The organism is Janthinobacterium sp. GW823-FHT06H09 (genome assembly GCF_058794735.1).
Map to the genome: position 1 here is coordinate 317,176 of NZ_JBXAHC010000006.1, position 26,499 is coordinate 343,674.

The following is a 26,499-nucleotide window of genomic DNA, read 5'->3' on the forward strand; positions in this document are numbered from 1 at the left end:
TAATTTATACAATTAAGGATTTATTTATGGCAAAAGATGCAATGCCGAGCGCCGTGAAGCCGTACATCCCGGCCGATGCGAAGCTGCCCGAGATGACCTTCCGCGCGCTGTTCATGGGCGTCATCCTGGGGATGGTCTTTGGCGCCTCCTCGCTGTACCTGGTGCTGAAAGTGGGCCTGACCGTCAGCGCCTCGATTCCCGTCGCCGTGATCGCCATCACCCTGTTCGGCCTGGCCAAGAAGGTGGGAGGCAAGGATTCGTCGATCCTGGAAAACAGCATCACGCAGACGGCCGGTTCGGCCGGCGAATCGCTGGCCTTCGGCCTGGGCGTGACCATGCCCGCTATCCTGATCCTCGGCTTCGACCTGGAAATCTCGCGGGTCATGCTGGTCGGTATCCTCGGCGGCTTGCTGGGCATCCTGATGATGATTCCCATGCGCCGTACCATGATCGTCGACCAGCACAAGGAACTCAAATTCCCTGAAGGCACGGCCTGCGCGGAAGTGCTCAAGGCGGCCGCCACGGAAGAATCGCGCATCGCCGCCGGCGAAAGCATCGAGAAGGATTCGGCCGCCGCGCTGGACGCCAAGCGCCGCGCCAAGATCATCTTCGGCGGTTTTGCCGTCGGCTTGCTGTATAAGGTCTTCAATATCTCGTTCAAGGGCTGGAAGGACACGCCGGGCGTGGAATTTGCCGCGCCGCTCAAGGGCGGCTCCATCGGCGCCGAGATTTCCCCTGAATTGCTGGGCGTGGGCTACATCATCGGCCCGCGCATCGCCGCCACCATGGCGGCCGGCGGCGTGCTATCGTATTTGCTGTTGATCCCGATGATCAAGTTCTTCGGCGACAGCCTGACGACCGTGCTCTCGCCCGGCACCAAGTTGATCAGCGAAATGGGCGCGGACGACGTGCGCAGCGCCTACGTGCTGTACATCGGTGCTGGCGCCGTGGCCGCCGGCGGCCTGATTTCGCTGGTGCGCGCCATGCCCATGATCTGGCGCAGCCTGTCGGCCGGCCTGAAGGGCATCGGCAAGGGCATCAAGACCGATTCCACCTTGCGCACGGACCAGGACATCCCCCTGAAATGGGTCGTCATCGGCTGCCTGTCCATCATCGCCGTGATCACGTTCGCCACGCCGCTGCACATGAATTTTCTCGGCGCGCTGCTGATCCTCGTCTTCGGCTTCCTGTTCGCCACCGTGTCGTCGCGCCTGACGGGCGAAATCGGCTCCTCGTCGAACCCGATCTCCGGCATGGCCGTGGCCACCTTGCTGTTCACTTGCCTGATCTTCCTGATCATGGGCTGGACGGGCGGGCGTTACTATGTGACGGCCCTGTCGGTGGGCGCCATCGTCTGCATCGCCGCCAGCAATGCGGGCACGACGTCGCAAGACTTGAAGACGGGCTACCTGGTGGGCGCCACGCCGCGCCTGCAGCAGTACGCGATTTTGGCGGGCGCCTTGTCGTCCGCGCTGATCCTCGGTCCGATCCTGCTGAAACTGAACGAGGCGAGCACCGTCTACGTGCCGGCCGCGCAAGTGGCGCCCGGCCTGACGGTCGATGCATCGAAGCTGACGGTGACGGGCGAGCTGCATGGCCCGCAAGCCGAGAGCGACCACAACACGTACAAAGTCTGGCAAAAGACCGATACCGTGGGCGGCCCGGCCGGCAAATACTTCGTCAAGGAAGATGGTCAGCTCGCTTATCTGGTCGATCCGGGCATCAATGGCCACTACAGCAAGCGTCCGGACGGTTCGGAAGTAAAGAAATACGATGCGCCGAAGGCCGTGCTGATGTCCTACATCATCAAGGGCATCCTCGACCAGCAGCTGCCGTGGACCCTGGTGCTGTTCGGCGTGATGATCGCCGTGGTGCTGGAAATGGCCGGCATTCCATCGCTGGCGTTTTCGGTGGGCGTGTACCTGCCGCTGTCGTCGACCTTGCCGATCTTCGTCGGCGGCCTGGTGCGCTGGCTGGCGGACCGCCGCAACAACAAGCTGGAACACAACGCCAAGCTGAATGAAGAAGAGCGCCAGCTGGCGGGCGACCGCAGCTCTGGCGTGCTGCTGGCGTCCGGCTACATCGCCGGCGGCGCGCTGGCCGGCATCATCATTGCCATCACGGCCGGCGTGCTCACGCACTTCGACCAGATGATGGCCGACTGGGCCGAGCACGGCAACCCGTTCTACGCGGGCTTGAACTCGGATGCGCTGTCCCTGCTGCCGTATGCGGCCATCATCGTGCTGCTGTACTTCGTGGCGCGCGAGAAGAAAATGGACCGCCCGCAGGCTTGATTTTTTAAGCACGCTAATGAAAACCGCCCGGTGTCATGACGATCCGGGCGGTTTTTTATGCGCGCCCGACGGGCCGCGCCGCCAGTTCTGCCGCGCTCGCGTAGATCGTCACGTTTTCTGAGGCCAGCCGGCCCAGGTGGTCATAAAATGCCTGCGCCGGTATGCACCACGACGCCGCATCGCCCACGTGTCCGTTGACGCGCAGGCCGGCGGCGTCGAACTCCCGGTGAAAGTAGTCGCGCAGGTCGCCGCGCCCGGGATGGTCGATGCGGCGCTGCGCGATGGCCGGATCGAAGGGGCGCACGGGCACGTCCCAGCGCCGGCCGGCGTGGTCCAGGCAGGCCAGCAGCTTTGTATCGCCTGCCCACACGGGCACGGGAAAGGCCTCGCCCATGGCGTCTTCCAGCGCGTGATAGAACGTCACCGGTCCCATGGAAATGCCCAGGCCCAGCACCTTGGCCCGCTCGCAGCCGATGAAGCGCTGCCAGGGCGAATCCACGCCGAAAATCGATGGCGCGCGGTGATGCGCCTCGGTGAGCGCGGCGGCATGGCGGCCCCACGCGGACACGGAGTGGGTCGGGTGGATGCTGCGCCGGACACCGGCGCTGGCGAGGAACGCTTCGGGCAGGCGCCCCATGTGCGTGCCATGGCGGCGCGGATCGAACACATAGTCTTTCATGTCGCAGGTGGCGCGCACGGTGCCGCCCGGCAGATAGTAGGTGGGCAGCAGCAGGGTGCCTTGCGGGCCGACGGCGTCCTGCAGGGCGCCAATCACGGCCGCCGCGCCGCCTTCCACGTAGCCGAGGCTTTTCAGCGAAGAGTGCACGAACAGCGTGTCTCCATGCGCGATGCCCAGCCGCGCCAGATCGGCGGCCAATCCGGCGCGCGTCACGTGGCGCGCGCCGTGGCGCATGTTGCGGGCGCTGGCGGCGCGGCGCCACGCTTGCAGCGCGGCCCTGGCGGCGCGCCTGGCACCGTCAAGCATGGCCTGACTCCAATTCCAGCAGGTTGGCATCGATGCAGAACTTGGCGGCCCAGTTCAGGTAAGCCCAGGTGCCGTAGTCGCCATCGACGGGAAACGAGCCCTTGACGCCGCCGCGCGCGTGCGCGGGGCCGTCGATGCTGACCGCGCGCCGCACGTAACGATTCAGGCGGCGCGCCGCGTCGAGGTAGTGCCGCTCGCCCGTGAGCTGGTACAGCAGGAACAGACAATGCGCGTTTTGCGCGGAACCGGTAAGGCAAGCGTAGCCGGCCCCCGGCTGGAAGTCGGGTCCGAGACGGCCAGGCAGGTAGCCATCGGCCGCCACGGCCCTGGCGACGCTCGTGCCGGTGCGCGCGGCGGCCTCCAGCAGGTCGGCGCGCGCCGAAAAGCGGTGCGCTTCGAGCACGCCGCGCAAGGCGTAGCCGATGGTATGGGTCAGCGGCAGCAGCGGGTTGTCCAGGCAGTTCGAGGCGAACCAGCCATTGGGGCGCTGCTTCGTCAACGCCCAGTCGACCTGGCGCAGGCCCGCCGCGCCATAGCCGTGGCCCGGCGCGACGCGGTCCGCTTCGAACAAGCCCCACGCCACGTGCGTTTCATACGCCTTGTCGCCGGCGCTGGCGAACGGCGTCGGATGGCGGCGCCAGCAGCCGTCGGCATCCTGGCTGTCGCGCAGCCAGCGTGCCGCGCGGTGCATGGCGTCCTCGTAAGCCCCGCCGTACGCTGCCACGCCGGCCGCCAGGCCAAGCAGGATTTGGCCCGTGTTGAAGGTGACGGGCACGCGCGGCGTCGAATCGATCTTCCCGCCCTGGAAACCGCCTTCCGGGAACTGGATGGCCACGCACCAATCGAGCATGCGGCGCGCGCGCTCGTGCAGCGCATCATCCCCACCCTCGTCGCCCGTGCGCTGCGCCAGGGCGATCAGGGTGGGGATGATGTAGCCGGTGGTTTCGGGATAGGAGCTAGCCCAGCCCGTCAGCAGGCTGTAGTCGCGCGCGACGCCGCCGTCGTTGGAGCTGGAATGGTCTTGCGCCGCGCATAGCCAGGCCGTGCAGGCCTTGATGACGGCTTGCGGCCCGGGATCAAAGGCGGGCAGGCCGCGCCGGTCCGACGTCCGCTCCATGCGCGCCGCCGCCGGCAGGCCCGCCTGCGGCGCCAGAGTGTTCCTGATTTTCGCGAGCAAGGCGCGCATGGCATTCCATCCGGTGGTTGGCTCAGGCTACTGTAGCGCCGGCCATCGGCAGGGCTATTGACTTACCGCAAGGATTGGCCGCCGCGTCGCCGCCGCGGGAATTGACGCATAATGGCTGTATCACCATCGCCGACGAGGCCCGCCATGAACACCGTCACGCTTGAGTATTCGGTCGTCACCAATCCCGACTCGTTTGTCGGCTTCAAGTATTACGTCAAGGCGGGGCAGGCATTCGATGCCGACGATTTCGCCTATTCCTACAAGCTGAACCGGTCCGACCTGGACCCGGACAGCGTGCTGGCCACGCGCGAGGCGGCGGCGAATTTGCAGCCGGGCGAGTGGCTGACGGTGTCGCATTCGATTGCGGCGTAGCCGGCTGCCTTACGTTGGCGCAAACCAGTCCCGCAGTTCATCGACGGCCTTCTGCGCCGAGTCTTCGGTCAACGTGAGCACGATGATCTTTTCCTGTGCCGGGCGGTGCCCATCGCTGCCGGCCAGCTCGATGGCTTGTCCGAAGCTCGTGTAGCAGGGGCCGCACTCCTGCGGGCATTGCTGCACGATGCGCGCCGCCTTGCCGGCGTTGCGGTCCGCCAGGTTGACAATGGGATTGCCGTCATAAAATGGCTGGCCATTGGCAAATGCGGTGCGCAGATACGGCGCGCACTGGCCGTCGAGGAAGGCCAGGCGGGCCTTCCAGTAGGCCTCTGCCGCCGCGTACGCGGCCTGGTCCTCGAGAAAATCGGCAAACAGGAAGTCGTTCATATGGTCTCTTCGGCTAGATGCCGAACACTTTCAGGATCGCGTCCGTAAAACCCTCGAACCAGCTGCCCACCTTGCCCGGCTGCTTGCCGTGGCGCGGGGTTTCTTCGTACAGGTAGACGCCGTTGCCGCCGTCGAAGCGGTCGTTGAGCAGCGCCTGCTGGCCGCGCAGGTAGGGCAGGAAGGTTTCGCTGCGCATCGTCGAGTACAGCACGTCGGTGGTAAAGCCCAGGGTGGCGGACTGGCTGATGGAGCGGCCCTGGCCCGCCCGTTCCAGGCGCACGCCGCGGCAGCCGCGCACGATCAGGGTGACGGGGCCGCGAAAGACGATGAAGCGCAGCTGCAATGTGAGCCAGGCGTGCAGGCTGGCCAGGCGCCAGTGGCTCGATAGCGCCAGCGGCTGGCCCGCGTCACAGACCAGGCCCACGAGGCCCCGCGGCTGGAACACGAGCGCGCTGCCGGCTGGCAGGTGGACGACGGCCACTTCCAGCAGCGGGTCGTCGCTGGCGGATATCGTCACGGATGCGGTCACGTCGCTTTCCAGCCGCGTCAGCGCCGCCATGCCGGCGGCCAGGCTGGTGAACGGGAACCGCCAGTCCAGCAGCCACTGCGTGCGTTTATGCGTGCCGACGGGCGACGATTGCAGGTATGCGGGATGGATCAGCATCTGCTGGCCGGGTTTGAGCTGCAATGCCTGCGAGACGGCGGAGATGCGCGATTCGCCAAGCGGCGGCAGGGGGAGCGCAGTGGCCGTCACGCCCAGCGCGTGCGCGATGGACAAGGGCTTCAGGCGCGAAGCGACGGGCGCCAGCACGAAGTAAAAGAAGGCCTTGAGGGCGACGGGCAGCAGCATGGCCGACAGCACCAGCAGGGCGGCCGTGGGCGCCACGTCCAGCACGGGAGCGCGCCAGCGGGCGATCCAGTTGCGCGCCAGTTGTTCTTCGCCTGCCGCAATCGCCTTTTGTACGGGCGCCAGCGCGCCGGCCAGCGCCGCATTATCGACGGCGAATGGCGCGGGGCGGGTGATGTTGGTGGCGTTGCTGGTGCGCGCGCGCTGCGCCAGCCAGGCCTGATAGGCTTGCAGATTGGTGTCGCGCAAGCGCTGGCCCTCCGCGTCGAGCTGCGACAGCTGCGCGTAGGCGTCGCTGCCGGGCAGGCGCGCCGCCACGGGATGCTGCGCTTCCAGCTGCCGGCGCTGGCGCCCATTATTTTGCAGCGCGGCATACGCGCGCACATGGTCCGCATGCAGGCGCGCCAGCGTCTGGCGTGCATCTTCGCCGCCGATCGCCGCCTGCAGGGCGCTCAGGTAACGGGCTTCCTGCGCCAGCACTTCGATTTCCACGCGGCGCGTGGCTTCGTCTTGCGCATGCAAGGCCAGGGTGCTCGGGTCGGGCAGGGGAAGGGTGAACAGCGACGGTTGCCGCTGCGCGCGCAAGGCGGCCAGTTGCGCCTGCACTTGCTTCAGGCGTGCCGCGATGGCCGCGTGCGAGCCGTGCTGCAAGGCGTTGACGCGCAGCGTGGCCGCCTCGGCCAGGCTGGCACCATGGCTATCGGCGCTGCCGGAAGCCTGGCGCAGGGCGGCGACAGCCTCGCTGCCGGCGCTGTAGCTGCGCCATTCGGCCAGCAGCAATCGGCCGGCCAGCAGGATGACGATGAACAGGGCGAACTGCAGCGCGTGGCGCAGCAGGAAGCGCAGGATGGCCGTCAGCAGCTGGCGCAAGGAGATGCGTCCTTAGCCGGCCGCGCTATCGGCGTCGGCGCAGCATTTCTTGTATTTTTTGCCGCTGCCGCAGTGGCACGGGTCGTTGCGGCCCGTTTTCGGCAGTTCGCGCAGCACGGTGGCGCCGGGCTGGCTTTGTTTCAGGTGGCGCTGGCGCGCCCAGGCGGCGTTGATGGCGATCACGGCGGGAATCACGCCATCCATGGCCGTTTCGGCCGCGTCGTCATCGAGTTCGGTGGCCGTGGCCAGGTGCTGGAACGGCGCCAGGTACTCAGGATGGCTGACGGCCAGGGCCGCCCACTGGGGTTTGTCCAGGCTGGTGCCCAGCATAAAACCGGCGCACCAGGCGGGCACGCTCCATTCGGGGCCGCAGACGTAGATGGGTTCGAAGCTGTCCGGCTCCTTCGCCAGCCATTCGACCATGTAGGCGTGGTGGCGGCGGGCCAGGCTGGCCGCCCGTTCGCTGGCAGCATCCGCTGCGGGCGCGGCGCTGCCGGCCGCTTTGTCCCAGACCCATGGCAACCACTGCTCCTGCGCGATCTGTTTCGGGTTCAGGGCGACGGCTGTGAGAAAACCTTCGAGCATCGACACGTCCATGGCACGGCTTTCCAGCGCGGGCGCGGCCAGAAGGGTGTCGAGTTCGGCGTATTCGTCGTCGGAGAGGGGCGAGGTGGTGGAGATGCTGGACATAATATTCTTTGCTGATGTGGGGGGAGTGGCCGGTGGCCCTGGCTGTATTGTACCGCCCGCCAAGGCAACAACCGGCGCCGGAATGAAAAACGGCGGCCCGCGGGCCGCCGTTTTCAGCTAAGGCAGAACGCTTACTTCACGCCGTGCATCAGTTTGTTGATCAGCGGTGCGATCAGGAACAACACGACGCCGGCGCCCAGCAGGGACCAGAAGCCGAAGGTATAGCCGGACAGGGCCGACTGCACCGACATGCCGCTCGTGCCGCTGACGTGGCTGGCGAAGATGCCCGACAGGTTGTTGCCGATACCGGTCGACAGGAACCAGCCGCCCATGCCCAGGCCCACCAGGCGCACCGGCGCCAGCTTGGTGACCATGGACAGGCCGATAGGCGACAGGCACAGCTCGCCGATCGATTGCAGCACGTAGACGGTGGTCAGGGTCCAGAACGGGATCTTGTTATCGGCGCCAACCAGGCTCGACAGAGCGAAGATCAGCAGGCCGAAGGCCAGCGCATTGCCCAGCAAGCCCAGGCCGAATTTGCGCGGGATCGAAGGGTTGACGTTGTGGCGCGCCAGGAAGACCCAGACGGCGGCGATGATCGGCGCGAAGACGATGATGGCGACCGAATTGACGGTCTGGAAGTAGGCGGTCGGGAAGATCCAGAAGCCCAGGTCGCGGTTGACGATCTTGTCAGCCAGGAAAGTAAACGAGCTGCCAGCCTGTTCGAAGAACATCCAGAACAGGATGTTGAAGACGAAGATCAGCAGCATGGCGATGACGCGGTCGCGCGCCACTTTGCCGTTGCGGATGCCTTCGATCATCAGCATGACGGCCAGACCGACGAACAGCACGGTCAGGACGATTTGCAGCTTTTCAGCGCCGACGGTCAGCAGGAAATACATCAGCGGGATCACGCACAGGGAGCCGACGGCCACCCAGACGACGCGCATCGGGTTGCCGGAACCAGCTTCCGGAGCGCCGATGCCCTTCAGGGCGCGGCGGCCGATGAAGAACCATACCAGGCTGATCAGCATGCCGAAACCGGAGGCCATGAAGACCATCTTGTACGACGGCATGGCGCTGGTGCCGAAGATCGACTCGGCCAGCCATTGCGTGAAGACAGGCGCGACCATGGCGCCCATGTTGATGCCCATGTAGAAGATCGTGAAACCACTGTCGCGGCGCGGATCGGCGGTCGTGTACAGCTTGCCGACCATGGTCGAGATGTTCGGCTTGAACATGCCGTTACCGACGATCATCGTGGCCAGGCCCAGGTTGAAGATGTCCTGGTTCGGCACGGAGATGCAGAACAGGCCGGCAGCCATGAAGATGGCGCCCAGCAGGATGGAACGCTGGTAACCGATGACCCGGTCGGCGATGTAACCGCCGAACAGGGCGCCGGCGTACACCAGTGCGAGGAAGGAACCGTAGGTCAGGTTGGCCGCTGCCTGTCCCGAACCGTCGCCGCCGTGGAACTGGGCCACGATGTACAGTACCAGCGCCCAGCGAACTCCGTAGAACGCGAAGCGTTCCCAGAATTCAGTCATGAACAACATCCACAATGGGCTTGGATGGCCCATAATCTGCTTGAACTCGGGAATAACGGCTTCCTTGTTGGGCGTAGTCGCACCGCTCATGCGGTTCCTCCTGAAAAATTATTATAGTCAATCGATACAACGAACTTATGGAAGCCTGCGGGCGGCGGGGACTCTCATGAAGAACCGTACGCACGGGAATTCCAATAGGCTGGCATTCTAATCTACAAATTGCGCGGAGCGAAGGTTTCGATTCGCATTAGCAAGAATGACTGTTTCATATTAGTCAAACCGGTTTGCAGGCAAGAACGGCCCCGGCGATTTTGCGGCGGCACAGCACAACTTGCCTGACTTGTCGTATATTAAGGCTGCAAGACCTTCGAGCATCGATTTTTAAAGGATTTTTCGCATTATGGAACACGACGTTATCGATACTCTGGTTTCACCGGAAGGCCGCCTGGACGTGCTCTCCAAGACTGAAGTCAACAAACTGCTCGACACCAGCCAGGGCGGCCTGTACAACACTTTCCGCCGCTGCGCGCTGGCGGTCTTGAATTGCGGCAGCACCATCGACGATGGCCGCGCCCTGCTGGAGCGCTACCAGTCGTTTGAAATTTCCATCATCCAGCGCGAGCGCGGCATCAAGCTCGACATCAAGGGCGCGCCAGCCATCGCCTTCGTCGACGGCAAGATGATCAAGGGCATCCACGAGCACCTGTTTGCCGTGCTGCGCGACATCATCTTCGTCAGCGACGAAGTGACGGGCAACCCGAAATTCGACTTGCAGAGCACGGAAGGCGTGACGGACGCCGTCTTCCACATCCTGCGCAACGCCAACGTGCTGCAAACCCAGCTCAACCCGAACCTGGTCGTCTGCTGGGGCGGCCACTCGATCAACCGCGCCGAATACAATTATTCGAAGGAAGTGGGCTACCAGCTGGGCTTGCGCGGCCTCGACATCTGCACGGGCTGCGGCCCGGGCGCCATGAAGGGCCCCATGAAGGGCGCCACCATCGGCCACGCCAAGCAGCGTTTGCACAATGGCCGCTATCTCGGCATCACCGAGCCGGGCATCATCGCGGCCGAGTCGCCGAACCCCATCGTCAATGACCTGGTCATCATGCCGGACATCGAAAAGCGCCTGGAAGCGTTCGTGCGCGCCGGTCACGGCATCGTCGTCTTCCCCGGCGGCGCGGGCACGGCCGAAGAGATTCTGTACATCCTCGGCATCCTGCTGCACCCGGACAATGCGGAGATTCCGTTCCCGCTGATCTTCACGGGCCCGGAAACGTCGCGCGAGTACTTCGTGCAGATCAACCAGTTCATCCACGACACCCTGGGGCCGGAAGCGCAGCAGCGCTATAAAATCATCATCGACGACCCGGAACTGGTGGCGCGCGAAATGCTCGAAGGCATACGCCAGGTGCGCGAATTCCGCAAGGCGCACAGCGACGCGTATTACTTCAACTGGCTGCTGAAGATCGACCACGAGTTCCAGAAGCCGTTCCAGCCCACGCATGAAAACATGCGCAACCTGAGCCTGCACAAGAACCAGCCCACGCACTTGCTGGCGGCCCAGCTGCGCCGTGCGTTTTCGGGCGTGGTGGCGGGCAACGTCAAGGATGACGGCATCCGCTCGATCGAAAAGCATGGCAACTTCGAGATCCACGGCGACAAATCCATCGCCGGCCCCATGGATGCGCTGCTGGCCTCGTTCGTCGCGCAGCACCGCATGAAACTGGCGGGCACGGCCTACGTGCCGTGCTACACCGTGGTCCAGTAAGCCGTTTTCCAGCCAGCGCCGCCCGCCTCCTGCGTTTGCAAGGGGCGGGCGGCGTTTTTTCATCCGCGTTCCCATCCATGCACCCACCGTGTTCCTTCGCCGCCACAGGCAATCAAATCGCTTGCGTCATCGATGCGTGGGTGCTATCTTTGGAACCGGTTCCAAAATAAAAATATACAGATAAACAGGTAGTGGAGAGCACCCTTGGATTCAGTACGCGGCAGCAAAAAAACAATCTCCGGCGAACCGGCCCGGCCCGTGACCATCGCCCAAGTGGCGCGCGAGGCGGGCGTGTCGAAAACGAGCGTGTCGCGCTTTCTCGGCGGCGAACTCGATGCCCTGTCCGAAAATATCCGCCAGCAGATCGCCAGCACCATCGCGCGTCTCGGCTACCAGCCGAACCAGATGGCGCGCGGCCTCAAGCGGGGCCGCACCCGCCTGATCGGCATGGTCGTGGCCGACATGCTCAATCCCTACACGGTGGCCGTGCTGCAAGGCGTGGAAGCGGCTTGCCAGCAGCATGGCTATACCTTGATTCTGTGTAATACCGGCAATGACGAACAGCGCGAACGCCAGTCGCTGGCCGCGCTGCGCTCGTACAGTGTGGAAGGGCTGATCGTCAACACGCAGGGGCGCAACATTCAGTCGTCCGACTTGCAGCAGGCGGACATGCCCATCGTGCTGGTCGACCGCCGCATCGAGGGCGCCGATTTCGACCTCGTGGGCCTGGACAATGTGCAGGCGGGCCGGCTGGCCACCGCGCATCTGATCGAACAGGGTTTCGACGCCATCGCCTTCGTCGCGCCGCCATTGACGGGCGTCAGTTCGCGGCTGATGCGCGCCGAAGGGTTCCAGGCCGTGATGGCCGAGCATCCGGGCTGCGTGGGCGAAGTGCTGGCCGTGGACCTGGACGACCGGTCCGCCATCGACGCGCAGGTGCGTCTATGCCTGGCGCAGTGGCGCGGCCGCCGCGTGGCGCTGCTGGCCTCGAACGGCATGGTGGCGCTGGAACTGGCGCTGATGCTGCAGCGCCTTGCCTTGCGCATGCCGCAGGACGTGGGCTTGCTGGGCTTTGACGAGTTGCCGTGGTCGCCGCTGGCGGGCCTGAGCACGATCGAGCAGCAGACCTATGACATCGGCTTTTCGGCGATGACGTGCATGCTGTCGCGCCTGCAGGGCGATCAATGCCCGCCGCGCGAGGTGCTGTTGCCTGGCAAGTTGATTGTGCGCAATTCCACCCAGGGTAGCGAAGTACGCAAGGGCGGCGACGCTTGAGGAGGGGAAGAGGGCCTTGCCCTTTTTTTTGAGATAGTTATGGAACCGGTTTCATAAACTGTTTTTACGCTGGAAAGGGGCGTGGATAGTCAGGCAAGGCAATGTTGGGCATGAAGTTGATATGACACGGCAAGAGACGATCTGAATCGTCCATTTGACAACATTCCCGGAAGTGCCTCGACGAGGCCGGTACCGGGATCACAGGAGACTGAAGCATGAAGATGACTACATTGTTGTATTCGAAGATCGTGGCGTGCGCGCTCGCAGCAACGTTTGCCCTGGGTGCGGCGGCCGATGCCGGCGCCCAGACGCTTGGCGACCTGATCAAGAAAGGCAAGCTGACCATCGGCGTGGTCAGCGGCACGCCGCCGTTCGGCAGCATCGACGCCAAGGGCGCGCCCGTCGGCTATGACGTCGACGTCGCCAACCTGATCGGCAAATACATGAACCTGCCCGTGGAAATAGTCCCGTTGACGGCGCCGTCGCGCGTGCCGTCGCTGGAGTCGGGCAAGGTCGATTTCCTCGTGGCGACCCTGGCGCCCACGCCGGAACGGGCCAAGACCCTGATGTTCACCATGCCTTACAGCGCGTTCGAACTGGCCATCGTCGCGCCGGTGGGCGGCAAATTCAAGGCCCTGGCCGAGTTGAAGGGCAAGAAAGTGGGCGTGACGCGCGGCACCACCAACGACACGGCGCTGAGCCGCCTGGCGCCGGCCGGCACCAATATCGTGCGTTTCGAGGATGACGCCACCGTCACCCAGGCCTTGCTCAGCAAGCAGGTCGACGCCGTCTCGATTCCCAGCACGATGGCGCTCGACATCATCAAGACGCGCGGCGCGGGCAAGATCGAGGTCCGCTTCACCTATTCGCTGCAGCCGAACTCGATGGCGGTGCGCCGCGGCGACTTCGAGCTGCACCAGTGGCTCAACAACTTCATCTACTACGTCAAGCTGAACGGCGAACTCGACGCCATCGCGCGCAAGTGGAGCGGCGCGCCGCTGCCGGCGCTGCCGACCTTCTGATACCGCCAGCCGCATAGGAAAGTGCCCGTCCGCACGGCGCGCCGCCACGGTGGCGCGGCCGGGGATGCGCACGCAGACAAGGAGTTGAGTATGCCGTATGAATTTCATTTCGAACTCGTCATGCAATCGCTGGACCGCCTGTTGTGGGGCGCGGCGCTGACGATACGCCTGAGCGCCCTGGCGATGGTGCTGGGCCTGGCGGTGGGCGTGTGCGCCGCTGTCATCCTGAAGAATGGTTCCGCCTATGCCCGCGCCGTGGTGCGCGCGTATGTCGAGGTGATCCGCAGTACGCCGTTCCTGGTGCAGCTGTTCATCATCTACTTCGGCTTGCCGTCGCTGGGCCTGCAGCTCGACGCGAACGGCGCCGCGCTCGTCGCCATGACGGTCAACCTGGGCGCTTACGCGGCGGAAATCGTGCGTGCCGGCATCGGCGCCGTGCATCCCTCGCAGCTCGAGGCGGCGCAGGCGCTGGGCATGACGCGCTGGCAGGTGATGCGCCACGTGGTGCTGCTGCCGGCGCTGGAAAAGGTGTATCCGGCGCTGGCCAGCCAGTTCACCTTGATGATGCTGGCCTCGAGCGTCGTGTCGGCCATTTCCGCCGAAGAGCTGACCGCCGCGGCGCACCTGCTCGACGCGGAAACCTTCCGCAGCTTCGAGATCTACATCGTCGTGATGGTGCTGTACATCCTGCTGGCCCTGCTGTTCCGCTTCAGCTTCTGGGTGCTGGGCCAGATCGTCTTCAAACGCCGCCGCCGTCTGGGCGCGGCGCGCATGGGAGCTTGACATGATCAGTGACTTTTCCTGGGATAACCTGCAATTCCTGCTCGAGGCCACGCGCTGGACCATCGGCCTGTCGCTGATCGTCTTCATCACGGGCGGCATCGCCGGCTTCGCCGTGGCGCTGCTGCGCACGGCGCGCAGCCCGCTCCTGCGCTGTATCAGCGCCCTGTACATTCAGCTGGTCCAGGGCACGCCCGTGCTGATCGTGCTGTTTTTGACCTATTACGGCCTGGCCCTGTTCGGCTACAAGCTGTCGCCGGTCATCGCGGCCGGCGCGGCGATGACGATCTTTGCCAGCGCCTACCTGGGCGAGATCTGGCGCGGCTGCATCGAAGGCGTGCAGCGGCAGCAGTGGGAAGCGTCGGCCGCGCTGGCGCTGAACCGCTACCAGCAGCTGCGCTACGTCATCCTGCCGCAGGCGCTGCGCCATTCGCTGCCGCCGACCGTGGGCTTCATGGTGCAGATCATCAAGAACACTTCGATCACCTCGATCATCGGCGTGGTGGAATTGACGCGGGCAGGGCAACTGGTCAGCAATGCGACCTTCCTGCCTTTCATCGTCTTCCCCGTCGTCGCCCTGATCTACTTCGCGCTGTGCTATCCGCTGTCGCGCTACAGCCATTCACTGGAAAGGAAATTCCATGCCCATCGTTGAAATCGACAATATCAGCAAGAGCTTCGGCGCCAATCACGTGCTCAAGGGCGTTTCGTTCGCCGTCGAGCGGGGCCAGGTGATCGCCGTGATCGGCCGCAGCGGCTCCGGCAAGAGCACCATGCTGCGCTGTATCAACGGCCTGGAAACCATCGACAGCGGCAGCATCGTCGTCGCCGGCCACACGCTGACGGCGCGCCAGGAACACCTGCTCGACTTGCGCAAGGACGTCGGCATGGTCTTCCAGAGCTACAACCTGTTCCCCCACCTGACCGTGGAAGAAAACGTCATGCTGGCGCCGCGCATCGTCAAGAAGGTGCCCGACGCCCAGGGCCGCGCCACGGCGCTGCGCGTGCTCAAGCAGGTGGGCCTGGACCACAAGCGCGAAGCCTATCCCGAGCAGCTGTCGGGCGGCCAGCAGCAGCGCGTGGCGATCGCCCGTTCGCTGGCGATGGAGCCGCAGGTGATGCTGTTCGACGAAGTGACGTCGGCGCTCGACCCGGAACTGACGCAGGAAGTGCTGAAGGTGATGGAAGAGCTGGCGCAGGCGGGCATGACGATGCTGCTGGTGACGCACGAGATGGAGTTCGCGCGGCGCATGGCCGACGTCACCGTCTTCATGCACCAGGGATTGGTGTGGGAAAGCGGGCCGTCGGAAGCGTTTTTCAGCAATCCGCAAACGCCTGAAGCGCGCCAGTTCGTCGGCGCGGGAGCGATCAAATGAGCCCCGTCCTGGTAGCGGCGTCTGCTTATGGCGCAAGCAGGGTAAGGCAGCTGGGGCAAAGCCATTTCATCGACGTGGTGGCCGATGCGGGCGGGGCCGGCATCGAGATCCGCCGCGAACTGTTCACCTCCGACTTGCCGGACCTGGCGCGCATGGGCGCGGCGGTGGCTGCGCGCGGCCTGTACTGCGTGTATTCCACGCCCATCGAATTGTGGGACGCGGACGGGCTGCTGCGGCACGAGTTGCTGCAGCAGATGCTGGACGAGGCGGCGCACCTCGGGGCGCGCTACCTGAAGGTGTCGCTGGGCCATTACCCGGCCGCGCCGGACTTGCACGCCTTGAGCGCCCAGTTGGCGGCCGCGCCCGTGGCGCTGCTGGTGGAAAACGACCAGACGGCCCATGGCGGCAAGCTGGCGACGATGGCGCGCTTCCTGGCGGCGGCGCGCGACATCGGGCTGCCCGTGGGCCTGACCTTTGACATCGGCAACTGGCGCTGGGTGGGCGAGGATGCGCAGCAGGCGGCCCGCCTGCTGGCGCCGTACGTGCGCTATGTGCACTGCAAGGCCGTCCAGGATGACGGGGGCCGGCTGTCCGCCTGCGCCGTCTCCGCCGCCGATCCGGCCTGGCGCGCCGTCTTCGCGCACTTTGCGCCGGGCGTGCAGCGGGCCATCGAATTCCCGCTCGAGGCTACCGACCTGGTGGCCGAAACGGGCCGCTACATCCAGATGCTGGAGGCCGCATGACGGAACACGAAATAATGCATGGAGCGCATGCGCTCGACGTCGTCACCTACGGCGAAGCGATGGCGATGTTCGTTGCCGAGGAAACGGGCGACCTGGCGGCCGTGGCGCATTTCACGCGCCGCCTGGCCGGCGCCGAGACGAACGTCGCCATCGGCCTGGCGCGCCTGGGCTTGAAAGTCGGCTGGCTGAGCAGGGTGGGCGATGACTCGTTCGGCCGCTTCATCCGCGCCAGCGTGCAGGCCGAGGGCGTCGATTGCAGCCGGGTCGCGGCCGTCGCCGGCCAGTCCAGCGGCTTCCTGCTCAAGGAGAAGGCCGAGAACGGCGCCGATCCCCTGGTCGAATACTTCCGCAAGGGTTCCGCCGCCAGCCGGCTGGCGCCCGAGCACTTCGACCCCGCCTATTTCCTGTCCGCGCGCCACCTGCACGCCACGGGCGTGGCCGCCGCGCTGTCCGCCACCAGCCTGGCGTTCGCCGGCCAGGCCATCGACTTCATGCGCGAGCATGGCCGGACCGTGTCGTTCGATCCGAATCTGCGGCCTTCGCTGTGGCCGTCGCAAGCCGTCATGGTGGAACAGATCAACCGCCTTGCCGCCAGGGCCGACTGGGTGCTGCCCGGCCTGGGGGAGGGAAAAATCCTCACCGGTCATGACCTGCCGCACGACGTCGCCGGCTTTTATCTGCGGCAGGGCGCGCGGCTGGTGGTCATCAAGCTGGGCGCCGAGGGCGCCTACTACCGCACGGCCGACGGCGACAGCGGCATGGTGCCGGGCGAGCGCGTGGCCAACGTGGTCGACACGGTGGGCGCCGGCGACGGCTTCGCGGCCGGCCTGGTCAGCGCCTTGCTGGAAGGCTTGCCGCTGGCGCAGGCGGTACGGCGCGGCAACAGAGTCGGCGCCTTCGCCATCCAGGTGGCCGGCGACATGGAAGGCTTGCCGACCCGCGCCCAGCTCGACGCGCTGGGCCAATCTTGAACCGAACAGGGGAACACTCGTGAAAAAACATGTGCTTGTGTATAAAAAGCTGGCCGAACCGCTGCTGGCGCGCCTGCGCGCCGAATGCGATGTGACGTATTTCGAGGCGATCGACGCGGGCAACCGCGCCGCGTTCGCCGCCGCCATCCGTGGCGCGCATGGCTTGCTGGGCGCCAGCGTGCGCCTGGACCGCGAACTGCTGGACCCGGCCGAAGACCTGCGCATCATTTCCACCATTTCGGTGGGCGTCGACCAGTTCGACGTCGATTATCTGCGCGAACGGGGTATTTTGCTGGCCAATACGCCGGACGTGCTGACGGAAACGACGGCCGACACGATCTTCGCGCTGATCCTCGCCAGCGCGCGGAGGGTCGTCGAGCTGGCCGAATTCGTCAAGGCGGGACGCTGGACGCGCAGCGTGGGTGAAAGCCAGTACGGCGTCAACGTGCATGGCAAGACCATCGGCATGCTGGGCATGGGCCGCATCGGTCGCGCCGTCGCCCGCCGCGCCGCGCTGGGTTTTGGCATGCAGGTGCTGTACGTGAATGGCGAGGCGGTGCCCGAGGTGGAAGCGGCGCTGGGCGCGCGACAGGTGGCGCTCGACGAGCTGCTGGCCGGCTCCGATTTCGTCTGCGTGGTCCTGCCGCTGACGGCGCAGACGGAAGGCATGATGGGGCGGCGCGAATTCGCGCTGATGCGCCCCGGCGCCATCTTCATCAATGGTTCGCGCGGGCGCATCGTCGATGAGGCGGCGTTGATCGAGGCGCTGCAGCAGGGCACCATCCACGGCGCCGGCCTGGACGTGTTCGAGCGCGAACCGCTGGCGCCGGACAATCCGCTGCCGGGCATGGCCAACGTGGTGGCGCTGCCGCATATCGGCTCGGCCACGCATGAAACGCGCTACGCCATGGCGCAGCAGGCCGTGGACAACCTGCTGGCCGGCCTGCGCGGCGAGCGGCCGCGCCACCTGGTCAGCTAAGAACGGTATCCATAAAAAGACAGACAGGGAAAGAAATGAAGAACAAGGTAGCAAGGGCAATGATCATCGGCGCGGGCGCCTGCGGCGGCCTGTGCGCGGCGCAGTCGAACGTGGCCATGTACGGCATCGCGGACCTGGGCGTGGTGTCCGAGAGCGGCGGCCCCGGGGGCAGGGTGCTCAAGCTGACGAGCGGCATCGCCAACGGTTCGCGCCTGGGTTTCAAGGGCAGCGAAGACCTGGGCGGCGGCATGACGGCGATCTTTACGATGGATGCGGGCATCCTGGCCGACACGGGCGCTTCGGCCCAGGGCGGCCTGCTGTTCGGGCGCCAGGCCTTCGTCGGCCTCGCCGGCGCGGCGGGCACCTTGCGGCTGGGCCGCCAGTACACGTTCATCGATAGCAGCCTGGGCGTGCTGGACCCGTTTTACCTGGGTTTTGCGGGCAGGATGAGCAATGTCTTCACGGCCGGCTACATCAGCCGCGTCGACAACAGCATCACCTACAGCTCGCCCGTGCGCGGGGGACTCTCCGGCGAACTGGCATATGGCTTCGGCGAAGTGCCGGGCGACGCCTCGGCCAGGCGCTACATGGGCGCGGCGGCCACCTATGCCAGCGGGCCGCTGTACGTGCGCATGGCGCACCAGGACGCCAACACCCTGTCAAGCGCGCTGTTGACGGGCAGGGCGCGCAACACGGTGCTGGGCGCCACCTGGGACTTCGGCGTGCTCAAGGCGCATGGCGCCGTCGCCGTCAGCAAGAGCACGGCCGGTGCCGCCACCACAGTCGACAGCGCGGACCTGATGCTGGGCGCCACCGTGCCCGTGGGCCCGCACCGCATCCTGTTCTCGTACGTGCGGCGCGACGACCGGCGCGCCGCCAACGGCGACGCTAGCCAGCTCGGCATCGGCTACACGTACGCGCTGTCGAAACGCAGCACCTTGTACGCGGCCTACGCGCATATCGACAACCGCAACGGCGCCGCCTATGTGGTGGGCAATGCCACCGACAACGGCACCGGCAACCAGGCCTGGAACCTGGGCCTGCGCCACACTTTTTAACTGGAGAATCGAATGAAGAAAACCGGATGGATTTTGGTCGGCGCCAGCACCGTGGCGCGCGAATGGATGGTCGACGCGATCCGCCAGCAGGGCGACGCCGAGGTGCTGGCCGTGGTCAGCCGCGATGCTGTGCGCGGCGCCGCCTTTGCCGGGCAATTCGGCATCGCCGCCAGTTATACCGACCTCGATGCGGCGCTGGCCCATCCGGGCGCGGATGCCGTGTACATCAGCACCACCAATGAATGGCACATGGCGCAGACCTTGCAGGCGGCGCGCGCGGGCAAGCACGTGCTGTGCGAGAAGCCGCTGGCGCTGAACCTGGACGACGCCCGCCGCATGGTCGACGGCTGCGCCGAGGCGGGCGTGGTGCTGGGGATTAACCACCACCTGCGCAACGCGGCCAGCCACGGCAAGGTGCGCGAGCTGATACGCGCGGGCGAGATCGGCCAGCCCCTGTATGGCCGCGTACTGCACGCGAACAACCTGCCGCAGCACTTGCGCGGCTGGCGCCTGGATGCGCCGGAATCGGGCGGCGTCACGCTCGACATGTTCGTGCACGATGTCGACACCCTGCGCTTCCTGCTGGATTCGGAACCGCGCCACGTCACCGCCTGCGCCACCAGCGGCGGCATGACGGTGGCGGGGCTGGAAGAGGGCCTGATGGCCGTCATCGAGTTCGACAACGGGACTTTGGTACAGGTGCACGACGCGTTCAACGCGCCGTATTCGCTGTCCGGCGTGGAAATCATCGGCAGCAAGGGCACCATCTTCGCCACCGGCGTGATGACGCAGCGCCCCGTCGGCAGCATCAGCCTGACGCGCGACGGCGGCAGCGTCGACATCCCCGTCGAGCACGAGAACCTGTACGTGCGCTCGGTGCGTGCATTCCAGCGCGCCATGCGCGGCGAAGGGCAGCCGGCCGCCACGGGCGACGACGGCATGCGCGCGCTGGCGACGGCGCTGGCGGCGCAGCAGGCCAGCCGCAGCCACCAGCGCGTGACCCTGGCCGGCTGACGGCAGGCCGCATAAGTGAAAAAGCCGCCTGATTAAAAAATCAGGCGGCTTTTTTTTGCCTTGAAGCATCGAACGCCTGAAAAAATCGTAGCGAGCGGATGGGAGTTGCGGCTAAGAAGCGCAACTGTGCTATAGCACAGTGAGCATCGCAGGCCGCAAATCGCGACGCGCAGTAGATTTTTCAGGTGTTCATCACTCTTCGCGGCGCAGGTGAGGGAACAGCAGGACGTCGCGGATGTTCGGAGAATCCGTGATGATCATCATCAGGCGGTCGATGCCGATGCCGCAGCCGCCGGCTGGCGGCATGCCGTATTCCAGCGCGCGGATGTAGTCGGCGTCGTAGAACATCGCCTCTTCATCGCCGGCGTCCTTGGCGGCCACTTGCGCCAGGAAGCGGGCCGACTGGTCTTCCGCATCGTTCAACTCGGAGAAGCCGTTGGCGATCTCGCGGCCCACCATGAACAGCTCGAAGCGTTCGGTAATGCCGGCCACCGTGTCGGAAGCGCGCGCCAGTGGCGACACTTCAACAGGGTAGTCGATGATGTAGGTCGGTTCCCACAGCTGCGCTTCAGCCGTCTCTTCGAACAGCGCCAGTTGCAGCGCGCCCAGGCCGGCCGTGGCAAACGGCTTGACGCCGAATTTCTTCAGCTCTTCCTTGATGAAGTCCGCATCGTTCAACTGCTCCGGCGTGTAGCCCGGCGCGTACTTGTTGATCGCTTCGACGATGGTCAGGCGGTGGAACGGTTTTGCCAAATCGAGTTCGCGGCCGCCGTAGGTCAGGGTGGCGGTGCCGTGCGCGTCGATGGCGGCCTGGCGGATGACGGCTTCCGTGAAATCCATCAGCCATTTGTAGTCGGTGTAGGCCGCATAGAATTCCATCATCGTGAATTCCGGGTTGTGACGGATCGACACGCCTTCGTTGCGGAAGTTACGGTTGATCTCGAACACGCGGTCGAAGCCGCCCACGACCAGGCGCTTCAGGTACAGCTCGGGCGCGATGCGCAGGAACATCTGCATGTCGAGCGCATTGTGGTGCGTGATGAACGGCTTGGCCGCAGCGCCGCCGGGGATCGTGTGCAGCATCGGCGTTTCCACTTCCATGAACTCGTTCTTTTCCATGAAGCGGCGGATCGACGAGATGGCGGCGGTGCGGGCCTTGAAGGTGCGGCGCGTCTCTTCGTTCATGATCAGGTCGACGTAGCGCTGGCGGTACTTCGTTTCCTGGTCGGCCAGGCCGTGGAATTTGTCCGGCAGCGGGCGCAGCGACTTGGTGATCAGGCGCAGTTCGGTGACCTTGATGGTCAGCTCGTCCGTCTTGGTCTTGAACAGGGTGCCCGTCACGCCCAGGATATCGCCTAGGTCATAGTGGTGCAGGGCGGCCATGGCCGCTTCGCCGGTGAGGTCAAGCGTGGCGTAGATCTGGATGCGGCCGTCGGCTTTCGGGCCGGAAGCGTCTTGCAGGGTGGCGAAGGCGGCTTTCTTGCCCGCTTCGCGCTTGAGCATCATGCGGCCGGCCAGCACCACGGTGACAGGTTCGGCTTCCAGTTCTTCGCGCGTCTTGCCGCCGTATTGCGCGTGCAGATCGGCCGCCTTGTGTTCGGGGCGGAAATCGTTCGGGAAGGCGACGCCTTGTTCGCGCAGTGCGGCCAGCTTGAGGCGGCGCTCGGCGATGATCTTGTTTTCATCGGGGGCGGCGGCTTGTTCTTGGATATCCGTAGTCATGGTGTTCTTCGTTGGTGATGATTGATGATGTGGTGCCGGCGCTGGCGCCACGCTGGCAAACAGTGCGTCGACGTCGAGTGCGGAGAAATCCGGCACGATGGCAATGATGTTGTCGAATGCGGCAAACGCCTCGGCCGGCAGGGTGGTGGTGAGTACCACGACGCGCATGCCGGCACGGCGCGCCGCTTCCACGCCCAGGGGCGCATCTTCGAAGACGATGCAGTCTTGCGGCAGCGCGCCGGCCAGCTGTGCGCCTTTCAGGAACACGTCCGGGTGCGGCTTGCCCCGTTCCACGTCGGCGGCGCCGACGATGGCGTCGAAGCGGTGGCGCAGGTCCAGGCCGTCGAGCGTGAACGCGATGTTCTCGTTTGGCGCCGCCGTGCCCACCACCAGCCCCACGCCACTCAGGCGCGCGCTGGCGATCAGCCGGTCGAAGCCAAGCACCGTGGCCAGGTGCGGGCCATACAGTTCGCGGTAGACGACTTCCTTTTCCGCCAGCAGGGTGACGTGGTCGGCATCCTCGCCCAGGTACTTGGCGATGATTTCGTGTCCCTGCCGTCCTGCCGTGTCGCGGAAAAAGGCGTCCGCATCCAGCGCATGGCCGTGGCGTTCAAAGAACGCCAGCCACGATGTCGTGTGGAAGGCCATGTTGTCGACGATCGTGCCATCCATGTCGAACAGGAAGGCGCGCTGCGCCGGCACCGGAGCGGATGCATTCATCCTTATACGCCTTGCTTGAGCGAGGCGGAGATGAAGTCGTCGATGTCGCCATCGAGCACGCCCTTGGTATTGCCCGTCTCGAAACCGGTGCGCAAGTCCTTGATGCGGGACTGGTCCAGCACGTAGGAGCGGATCTGGTGACCCCAGCCCACATCCGTCTTCGAGTCTTCCAGCTTTTGCTGTTCGCTCATGCGCTTGCGCAGTTCATGCTCGTACAGTTTCGCTTTCAGCATTTCCATCGCTTCGGCGCGGTTGCGGTGCTGCGAACGGTCGTTCTGGCACTGCACCACGATGCCGGTCGGCGCATGGGTCATGCGGACGGCGGAGTCGGTTTTATTAATGTGCTGACCGCCGGCGCCCGACGCGCGGTAGGTGTCGACGCGGATATCGGCCGGGTTGACGTCGATCTCGATCGAATCGTCGACTTCCGGATACACGAACAGCGATGTGAACGACGTGTGGCGGCCGTTGGCCGAGTCGAACGGCGACTTGCGCACCAGGCGGTGCACGCCCGTTTCCGTGCGCAGGAAGCCGTAGGCGTGATCGCCCTCGACCTTCAGGGTGGCCGTCTTGATGCCGGCGACTTCGCCGTCGGACTGCTCGAGGATTTCAACTTTAAAACCCTTGCGTTCGCAATAGCGCAGGTACTGGCGCAGTAGCATCGAAGCCCAGTCCTGGGCTTCCGTGCCGCCGGCGCCGGCCTGGATGTCGATGAAGCAGTTGTTCGGGTCCATCGGATTGTTGAACATCCGGCGGAATTCCATGCTTTCGATGACCTTGCGGATTTCCTGCACGTCCTGCTCGATCGCTTCCAGGGTCTCGTCGTCGCCTTCTTCACGGGCCATGTCGAACAGGTCGCGGGTGTCGCGCAGGTCGGCATCGGCCTTGGTCAGCGTGAAGACGATGGCTTCCAGCGCCTTCTTCTCTTTACCGAGGTCCTGGGCGCGCTTGGGATCGTTCCAGACGGTTGGATCTTCCAGCTCTTCGTTGACTTGCTCTAGTTTCTCCGACTTGACAGTGAAGTCAAAGATACCTCCGAAGTTCGGCTTCGCGGACCGTCAGGTCGTTGAGCAGGGCGGAGATGATATTGATGCGTTCGGCTTCCATAATGTTCTGGTCTTCTATGGTGAAATCAAACCCTGAATTATACGCGAGCGCGGCGCGTTTCCGCTGCCGCCGCGGCGCAATTGCGGCCGCGCGGGGCAATAAAATGCGTATTTTGCTGTATTTGCGACAATATTTTTGCCTTGATGATGGCTATCGTGCTGCGTATGATGCTGGCGATATTGTCTTTCCACAGGAACATCTCATGCGCCACCCCCTGCGTCAACTGCCCCGTCTCGCCCTGTTACCGCTGCTGCTGGCCGGCTGCGGCGCCTTGCCGCCCGCCGCCATGGGACCCGCGCGGGCGCCTTCGGCCGCGCCGGCCGGCAGCAGCGCCACCCTGGCCCTGCTGGAGACGACGGACTTGCACGCGAATGTGCTCAGTTATGACTACTACAAGCTGCAGGCGGAACCGTCGATCGGCCTGGAACGCACGGCGGCCCTGATCGCCCAGGCGCGCGCGCAATTCCCGAACAATCTGCTGCTCGACAACGGCGACACCATCCAGGGCACAGCGCTGGCCGACTACCAGGCATTGGTAAAACCGCTGGCTTGCGACCAGACCCTGGCCATCTACAAGGCGATGAACTTGCTGAAAGTGGACGGCGGCGGCATCGGCAACCATGAATTCAACTACGGCCTCGCATTTTTGAGCCAGGTGACGGGCAACCGCTTCGACGTCGACAGCGTCGATGCCGGCAAGCCGCGCTGCGCCGGCCCCGCGTTCCCGCAAGTGCTGGCCAACGTCTACAGCGCCAGGACGGGCAAGCCCCTGTTTGCGCCATATCACATCATCGACAAGCAGATCACGGCCACCGGCCCCGATGGCAAGGCCATCACCGCCACCGTGAAGGTGGGCATCATCAGCTTTGCGCCGCCCACCATCATGGCCTGGGACAAGCGCTGGCTGGAAGGGCGCGTCTACACGCAGGGCGTGCGCGAGACGGCGGAAAAATTCATTCCCGAGATGCGCGCGAATGGCGCGGAACTGGTAGTGGCGATCTCGCACGGCGGCCTCGATGACAGCCCGTACTCGCCGACCATGGAAAACGGCAATTACTACCTGTCGCAAGTGCCGGGCGTGGACGCCATGCTGATCGGCCATTCGCACCAGCTGTTCCCGAACGCGGCCAGCACGGTGCCGCAGTTTAATTTGCCCGGCGTCGACAAGGTCAAAGGGCTGGTCAACGGCGTGCCCACCGTGATGGCCAATTTGTGGGGCAAGCACCTGGGCGTGATCGGCTTGCGCCTGCGTCACGACGGCAAGCATTGGGTGATCGACAAGAGCGCCACGACGGTGGAAGCGCGCGGCATCCAGAACGCGGACAAGAGTTACGTGCAGCCCGATGCAGCCATCGCCACACTGGTGGCCGAGGAGCATACGGCCACGATCGCCTACGTGCAGACACCGGTCGGCGCCACGGATTTCCGCATGTCGACGTATTTCGCCGACGTGGGCGACGTCAGCGCCATCGAAGTCGTGAACCAGGCGCAATCGAGCTATCTGGCCGCGTATGTGAAGGCGAACCTGCCGCAGTACGCGCACTTGCCCGTGCTGTCGATGTCGTCGCCGTTCAAGAGCGGCTCGGCCGGCGTATCCGACTACACGGACGTGAAGGCGGGCAATGTGGCGCTGAACAACGCGGCCGACCTGTATTTGTATCCGAACGCGCTGTACGGCGTGAAGATGAATGGCGCGGAGCTGAAGGCCTGGCTGGAACAGTCGGCGCAGCGCTTCAATACCATCGACCCGAATAAGCTGGAAGCACAGGAGCTGGTCAACACGGCCCACCCGAGCTACAACTTTGACGCCATCACCAGCGCCGACGTGCGCTACCAGATCGACGTCACGCAGCCGCCGGGCCGGCGTATCAAGGCGCTGACCTACAAGGGTAAACCTGTGGACGCGGCGCAGGAATTCTTGATCGCGACGAATAACTACCGCGCCAGCGGCGGCGGCAATTTCCCTGGCCTCGACGGCAGCAAGACGGTGGTGGCCTCGCCCGATAACAACCGCGAACTCTTGATCGCGTATGTGACGCAGCAGAAAAACCTGACGCGCGCAAAAAACGGTTCGGCGCGCAGCTGGCACTTCGCCAGGGCCGCCACCAAAGGCCCGGTGGTGTTCCATTCGGCGCCGGGCGTGATCGACCTGGCGAAAGCGGCCGGCATCGACAACGTCACGCAGCTGAAAGCTGACGATGGCGCAGGCAAGGGCTTTGCGCTGTACCAGCTCGACCTGTCGAAATGAAGGCATGGTTGTGTGCCATCGCCCTGGCCGCATCGCCGCTGGCATCGGCAGGGCCGGACCTGACGGCCCAGGCCAAGACCTTGATGCGCGCGGGAGTCGCGACCCAGCCGCAGGCACGCATCCTGTTCGAACGGGAGGCGGGGCAGGGCAGCGGTCCCGCCGCGTATTACCTGGGTTTGATGCTCAAGAACGGCATGGGCGGGCCGCAGGACGGCGGCGCCGCGCTGCGCTGGCTGGAACTGGCCGCGCAGCGCGGCGTGGCGCCCGCCATGTTCATCGTGGCGAACCTGCTGCTCGATACCGACGAAGCCCGGGCGCGTTTCTGGCTCGACGCCGCCTGCGACCTCGAATACCCGGAAGCGCTGCAGCAGAAATCCGTCGCCCTGGCCGAAGGACAGATGGGCTACGCGCACAGCGAGGAGCAATCGTTCCTGTATCTGAAGATGGCCACGCATGCGATGGGGCACCGTCCGCCTGAGCCTTGAGGGCATGGCCGGCTGCTTGGGGTAAGCCTGTTGCAATTGGAATGTGT

At 65.0% G+C, this 26,499-nt stretch carries 23 protein-coding genes and 1 pseudogene; 15 read left to right on the top strand and 9 right to left on the bottom strand.

Annotated features, from left to right (window positions below):
- Positions 1–26 precede the first annotated feature (26 nt).
- Positions 27–2,294, top strand: coding sequence for an OPT family oligopeptide transporter (locus AC1Q6X_RS12590; protein ID WP_492497331.1), 2,268 nt, complete (start codon positions 27–29; stop codon positions 2,292–2,294).
- Positions 2,295–2,349: 55 nt separating this feature from the next.
- Here AC1Q6X_RS12590 and AC1Q6X_RS12595 read toward each other — a convergent pair whose 3' ends face one another.
- Both AC1Q6X_RS12595 and AC1Q6X_RS12600 read right to left on the bottom strand, forming a co-directional pair.
- A complete protein-coding gene (locus AC1Q6X_RS12595) occupies positions 2,350–3,279 on the bottom strand; it encodes an AAC(3) family N-acetyltransferase (RefSeq protein ID WP_492497333.1) in 930 nt (309 codons plus the stop codon).
- Positions 3,272–4,465 (bottom strand): prenyltransferase/squalene oxidase repeat-containing protein, encoded by a 1,194-nt coding sequence (locus AC1Q6X_RS12600; RefSeq protein ID WP_492497335.1) that lies wholly within the window; start codon positions 4,463–4,465, stop codon positions 3,272–3,274. Before AC1Q6X_RS12600 ends, AC1Q6X_RS12595 begins: the two co-directional genes overlap by 8 nt.
- 144 nt (positions 4,466–4,609) lie before the next feature.
- Between AC1Q6X_RS12600 and AC1Q6X_RS12605 the strand changes: the two genes are divergently transcribed.
- Positions 4,610–4,837 carry a hypothetical protein gene (locus AC1Q6X_RS12605; protein ID WP_070291560.1) on the top strand — a complete coding sequence of 76 codons (228 nt, stop codon included), beginning with the start codon at positions 4,610–4,612 and terminating at the stop codon, positions 4,835–4,837.
- A 9-nt stretch (positions 4,838–4,846) separates the two neighbouring features.
- Here AC1Q6X_RS12605 and AC1Q6X_RS12610 read toward each other — a convergent pair whose 3' ends face one another.
- The 4 genes from AC1Q6X_RS12610 to AC1Q6X_RS12625 form a co-directional block, all read right to left on the bottom strand.
- The gene (locus tag AC1Q6X_RS12610) at positions 4,847–5,227 is read right to left on the bottom strand and encodes a hypothetical protein (protein WP_492497338.1); all 381 of its coding nucleotides are present in this window, start codon (positions 5,225–5,227) and stop codon (positions 4,847–4,849) included.
- 13 nt (positions 5,228–5,240) lie between these two features.
- The gene (locus AC1Q6X_RS12615) at positions 5,241–6,944 is read right to left on the bottom strand and encodes a hypothetical protein (protein WP_492497340.1); all 1,704 of its coding nucleotides are present in this window, start codon (positions 6,942–6,944) and stop codon (positions 5,241–5,243) included.
- Positions 6,945–6,956: 12 nt separating this feature from the next.
- Entirely contained in the window at positions 6,957–7,634 is a 678-nt protein-coding gene (locus tag AC1Q6X_RS12620; protein WP_492497342.1) for a UPF0149 family protein, read from the bottom strand.
- Positions 7,635–7,765: 131 nt separating this feature from the next.
- On the bottom strand, positions 7,766–9,271 hold the full coding sequence (locus AC1Q6X_RS12625) for a peptide MFS transporter (RefSeq protein WP_070219941.1): 1,506 nt from the start codon (positions 9,269–9,271) through the stop codon (positions 7,766–7,768).
- 310 nt (positions 9,272–9,581) lie between these two features.
- On the opposite strand from AC1Q6X_RS12625, the gene ppnN reads away from it, so the two are divergent.
- From ppnN to AC1Q6X_RS12680, 11 genes are all read left to right on the top strand, one after another.
- Positions 9,582–10,952, top strand: a complete 1,371-nt coding sequence (gene ppnN / locus AC1Q6X_RS12630) for a nucleotide 5'-monophosphate nucleosidase PpnN (RefSeq protein ID WP_070219944.1) — start codon at positions 9,582–9,584, stop codon at positions 10,950–10,952.
- A gap of 204 nt (positions 10,953–11,156) precedes the next feature.
- Positions 11,157–12,227 carry a LacI family DNA-binding transcriptional regulator gene (locus AC1Q6X_RS12635; protein WP_492497345.1) on the top strand — a complete coding sequence of 357 codons (1,071 nt, stop codon included), beginning with the start codon at positions 11,157–11,159 and terminating at the stop codon, positions 12,225–12,227.
- Positions 12,228–12,442: 215 nt separating this feature from the next.
- Positions 12,443–13,249 carry a transporter substrate-binding domain-containing protein gene (locus AC1Q6X_RS12640; RefSeq protein WP_070219948.1) on the top strand — a complete coding sequence of 269 codons (807 nt, stop codon included), beginning with the start codon at positions 12,443–12,445 and terminating at the stop codon, positions 13,247–13,249.
- Between the two features lie 90 nt (positions 13,250–13,339).
- A complete protein-coding gene (locus AC1Q6X_RS12645; RefSeq protein ID WP_492497347.1) occupies positions 13,340–14,032 on the top strand; it encodes an amino acid ABC transporter permease in 693 nt (230 codons plus the stop codon).
- Position 14,033: 1 nt separating this feature from the next.
- Positions 14,034–14,684 (top strand): amino acid ABC transporter permease, encoded by a 651-nt coding sequence (locus AC1Q6X_RS12650; RefSeq protein WP_070219952.1) that lies wholly within the window; start codon positions 14,034–14,036, stop codon positions 14,682–14,684.
- Complete coding sequence (locus tag AC1Q6X_RS12655) at positions 14,671–15,405, top strand: amino acid ABC transporter ATP-binding protein (protein WP_034755389.1); 735 nt, start codon at positions 14,671–14,673, stop codon at positions 15,403–15,405. Before AC1Q6X_RS12650 ends, AC1Q6X_RS12655 begins: the two co-directional genes overlap by 14 nt.
- Complete coding sequence (locus tag AC1Q6X_RS12660; protein ID WP_070219954.1) at positions 15,402–16,148, top strand: sugar phosphate isomerase/epimerase family protein; 747 nt, start codon at positions 15,402–15,404, stop codon at positions 16,146–16,148. The genes AC1Q6X_RS12655 and AC1Q6X_RS12660 overlap by 4 nt, the downstream gene beginning before the upstream one ends.
- On the top strand, positions 16,145–17,119 hold the full coding sequence (locus AC1Q6X_RS12665; RefSeq protein WP_230504936.1) for a sugar kinase: 975 nt from the start codon (positions 16,145–16,147) through the stop codon (positions 17,117–17,119). The genes AC1Q6X_RS12660 and AC1Q6X_RS12665 overlap by 4 nt, the downstream gene beginning before the upstream one ends.
- A 19-nt stretch (positions 17,120–17,138) precedes the next feature.
- Entirely contained in the window at positions 17,139–18,098 is a 960-nt protein-coding gene (locus AC1Q6X_RS12670; protein WP_492497351.1) for a 2-hydroxyacid dehydrogenase, read from the top strand.
- 35 nt (positions 18,099–18,133) lie between these two features.
- On the top strand, positions 18,134–19,156 hold the full coding sequence (locus AC1Q6X_RS12675) for a porin (RefSeq protein ID WP_492497353.1): 1,023 nt from the start codon (positions 18,134–18,136) through the stop codon (positions 19,154–19,156).
- Between the two features lie 12 nt (positions 19,157–19,168).
- Positions 19,169–20,170, top strand: a complete 1,002-nt coding sequence (locus tag AC1Q6X_RS12680) for a Gfo/Idh/MocA family protein (protein ID WP_492497355.1) — start codon at positions 19,169–19,171, stop codon at positions 20,168–20,170.
- A 192-nt stretch (positions 20,171–20,362) separates the two neighbouring features.
- On the opposite strand, the gene lysS is transcribed toward AC1Q6X_RS12680, so the two are convergent.
- The 3 genes and pseudogenes from lysS to prfB form a co-directional block, all read right to left on the bottom strand.
- Entirely contained in the window at positions 20,363–21,892 is a 1,530-nt protein-coding gene (gene lysS, locus AC1Q6X_RS12685; RefSeq protein ID WP_492497459.1) for a lysine--tRNA ligase, read from the bottom strand.
- Positions 21,893–22,057: 165 nt separating this feature from the next.
- A pseudogene (locus tag AC1Q6X_RS12690) lies at positions 22,058–22,612 on the bottom strand (HAD family hydrolase); the annotation flags it as partial.
- A 2-nt stretch (positions 22,613–22,614) separates the two neighbouring features.
- A protein-coding gene (gene prfB, locus AC1Q6X_RS12695; protein ID WP_121669803.1) for a peptide chain release factor 2 occupies positions 22,615–23,719 on the bottom strand; the annotation gives its coding sequence in 2 pieces (ribosomal slippage) (positions 22,615–23,637 and positions 23,639–23,719; 1,104 coding nt in all).
- 202 nt (positions 23,720–23,921) lie between these two features.
- Here prfB and AC1Q6X_RS12700 point away from each other — a divergent pair.
- Together AC1Q6X_RS12700 and AC1Q6X_RS12705 are read left to right on the top strand one after the other, a co-directional pair.
- Positions 23,922–25,967, top strand: a complete 2,046-nt coding sequence (locus tag AC1Q6X_RS12700) for a bifunctional 2',3'-cyclic-nucleotide 2'-phosphodiesterase/3'-nucleotidase (RefSeq protein ID WP_492497358.1) — start codon at positions 23,922–23,924, stop codon at positions 25,965–25,967.
- On the top strand, positions 25,964–26,452 hold the full coding sequence (locus AC1Q6X_RS12705) for a tetratricopeptide repeat protein (RefSeq protein WP_492497360.1): 489 nt from the start codon (positions 25,964–25,966) through the stop codon (positions 26,450–26,452). Before AC1Q6X_RS12700 ends, AC1Q6X_RS12705 begins: the two co-directional genes overlap by 4 nt.
- The last annotated feature ends 47 nt before the right edge of the window (positions 26,453–26,499 follow it).

What these genes read in the sequence shown, in the direction of transcription:
- AC1Q6X_RS12590 (WP_492497331.1), top strand. Translation starts at nt 27, where the DNA reads ATGGCAAAAGATGCAATGCCGAGCGCCGTGAAGCCGTACATCCCGGCC.
- AC1Q6X_RS12595 (WP_492497333.1), bottom strand. Translation starts at nt 3,279, where the DNA reads ATGCTTGACGGTGCCAGGCGCGCCGCCAGGGCCGCGCTGCAAGCGTGG.
- AC1Q6X_RS12600 (WP_492497335.1), bottom strand. Translation starts at nt 4,465, where the DNA reads ATGCGCGCCTTGCTCGCGAAAATCAGGAACACTCTGGCGCCGCAGGCG.
- AC1Q6X_RS12605 (WP_070291560.1), top strand. Translation starts at nt 4,610, where the DNA reads ATGAACACCGTCACGCTTGAGTATTCGGTCGTCACCAATCCCGACTCG.
- AC1Q6X_RS12610 (WP_492497338.1), bottom strand. Translation starts at nt 5,227, where the DNA reads ATGAACGACTTCCTGTTTGCCGATTTTCTCGAGGACCAGGCCGCGTAC.
- AC1Q6X_RS12620 (WP_492497342.1), bottom strand. Translation starts at nt 7,634, where the DNA reads ATGTCCAGCATCTCCACCACCTCGCCCCTCTCCGACGACGAATACGCC.
- AC1Q6X_RS12625 (WP_070219941.1), bottom strand. Translation starts at nt 9,271, where the DNA reads ATGAGCGGTGCGACTACGCCCAACAAGGAAGCCGTTATTCCCGAGTTC.
- ppnN (WP_070219944.1), top strand. Translation starts at nt 9,582, where the DNA reads ATGGAACACGACGTTATCGATACTCTGGTTTCACCGGAAGGCCGCCTG.
- AC1Q6X_RS12640 (WP_070219948.1), top strand. Translation starts at nt 12,443, where the DNA reads ATGAAGATGACTACATTGTTGTATTCGAAGATCGTGGCGTGCGCGCTC.
- AC1Q6X_RS12645 (WP_492497347.1), top strand. Translation starts at nt 13,340, where the DNA reads ATGCCGTATGAATTTCATTTCGAACTCGTCATGCAATCGCTGGACCGC.
- AC1Q6X_RS12650 (WP_070219952.1), top strand. Translation starts at nt 14,034, where the DNA reads ATGATCAGTGACTTTTCCTGGGATAACCTGCAATTCCTGCTCGAGGCC.
- AC1Q6X_RS12655 (WP_034755389.1), top strand. Translation starts at nt 14,671, where the DNA reads ATGCCCATCGTTGAAATCGACAATATCAGCAAGAGCTTCGGCGCCAAT.
- AC1Q6X_RS12660 (WP_070219954.1), top strand. Translation starts at nt 15,402, where the DNA reads ATGAGCCCCGTCCTGGTAGCGGCGTCTGCTTATGGCGCAAGCAGGGTA.
- AC1Q6X_RS12665 (WP_230504936.1), top strand. Translation starts at nt 16,145, where the DNA reads ATGACGGAACACGAAATAATGCATGGAGCGCATGCGCTCGACGTCGTC.
- AC1Q6X_RS12675 (WP_492497353.1), top strand. Translation starts at nt 18,134, where the DNA reads ATGAAGAACAAGGTAGCAAGGGCAATGATCATCGGCGCGGGCGCCTGC.
- AC1Q6X_RS12680 (WP_492497355.1), top strand. Translation starts at nt 19,169, where the DNA reads ATGAAGAAAACCGGATGGATTTTGGTCGGCGCCAGCACCGTGGCGCGC.
- lysS (WP_492497459.1), bottom strand. Translation starts at nt 21,892, where the DNA reads ATGACTACGGATATCCAAGAACAAGCCGCCGCCCCCGATGAAAACAAG.
- AC1Q6X_RS12700 (WP_492497358.1), top strand. Translation starts at nt 23,922, where the DNA reads ATGCGCCACCCCCTGCGTCAACTGCCCCGTCTCGCCCTGTTACCGCTG.
- AC1Q6X_RS12705 (WP_492497360.1), top strand. Translation starts at nt 25,964, where the DNA reads ATGAAGGCATGGTTGTGTGCCATCGCCCTGGCCGCATCGCCGCTGGCA.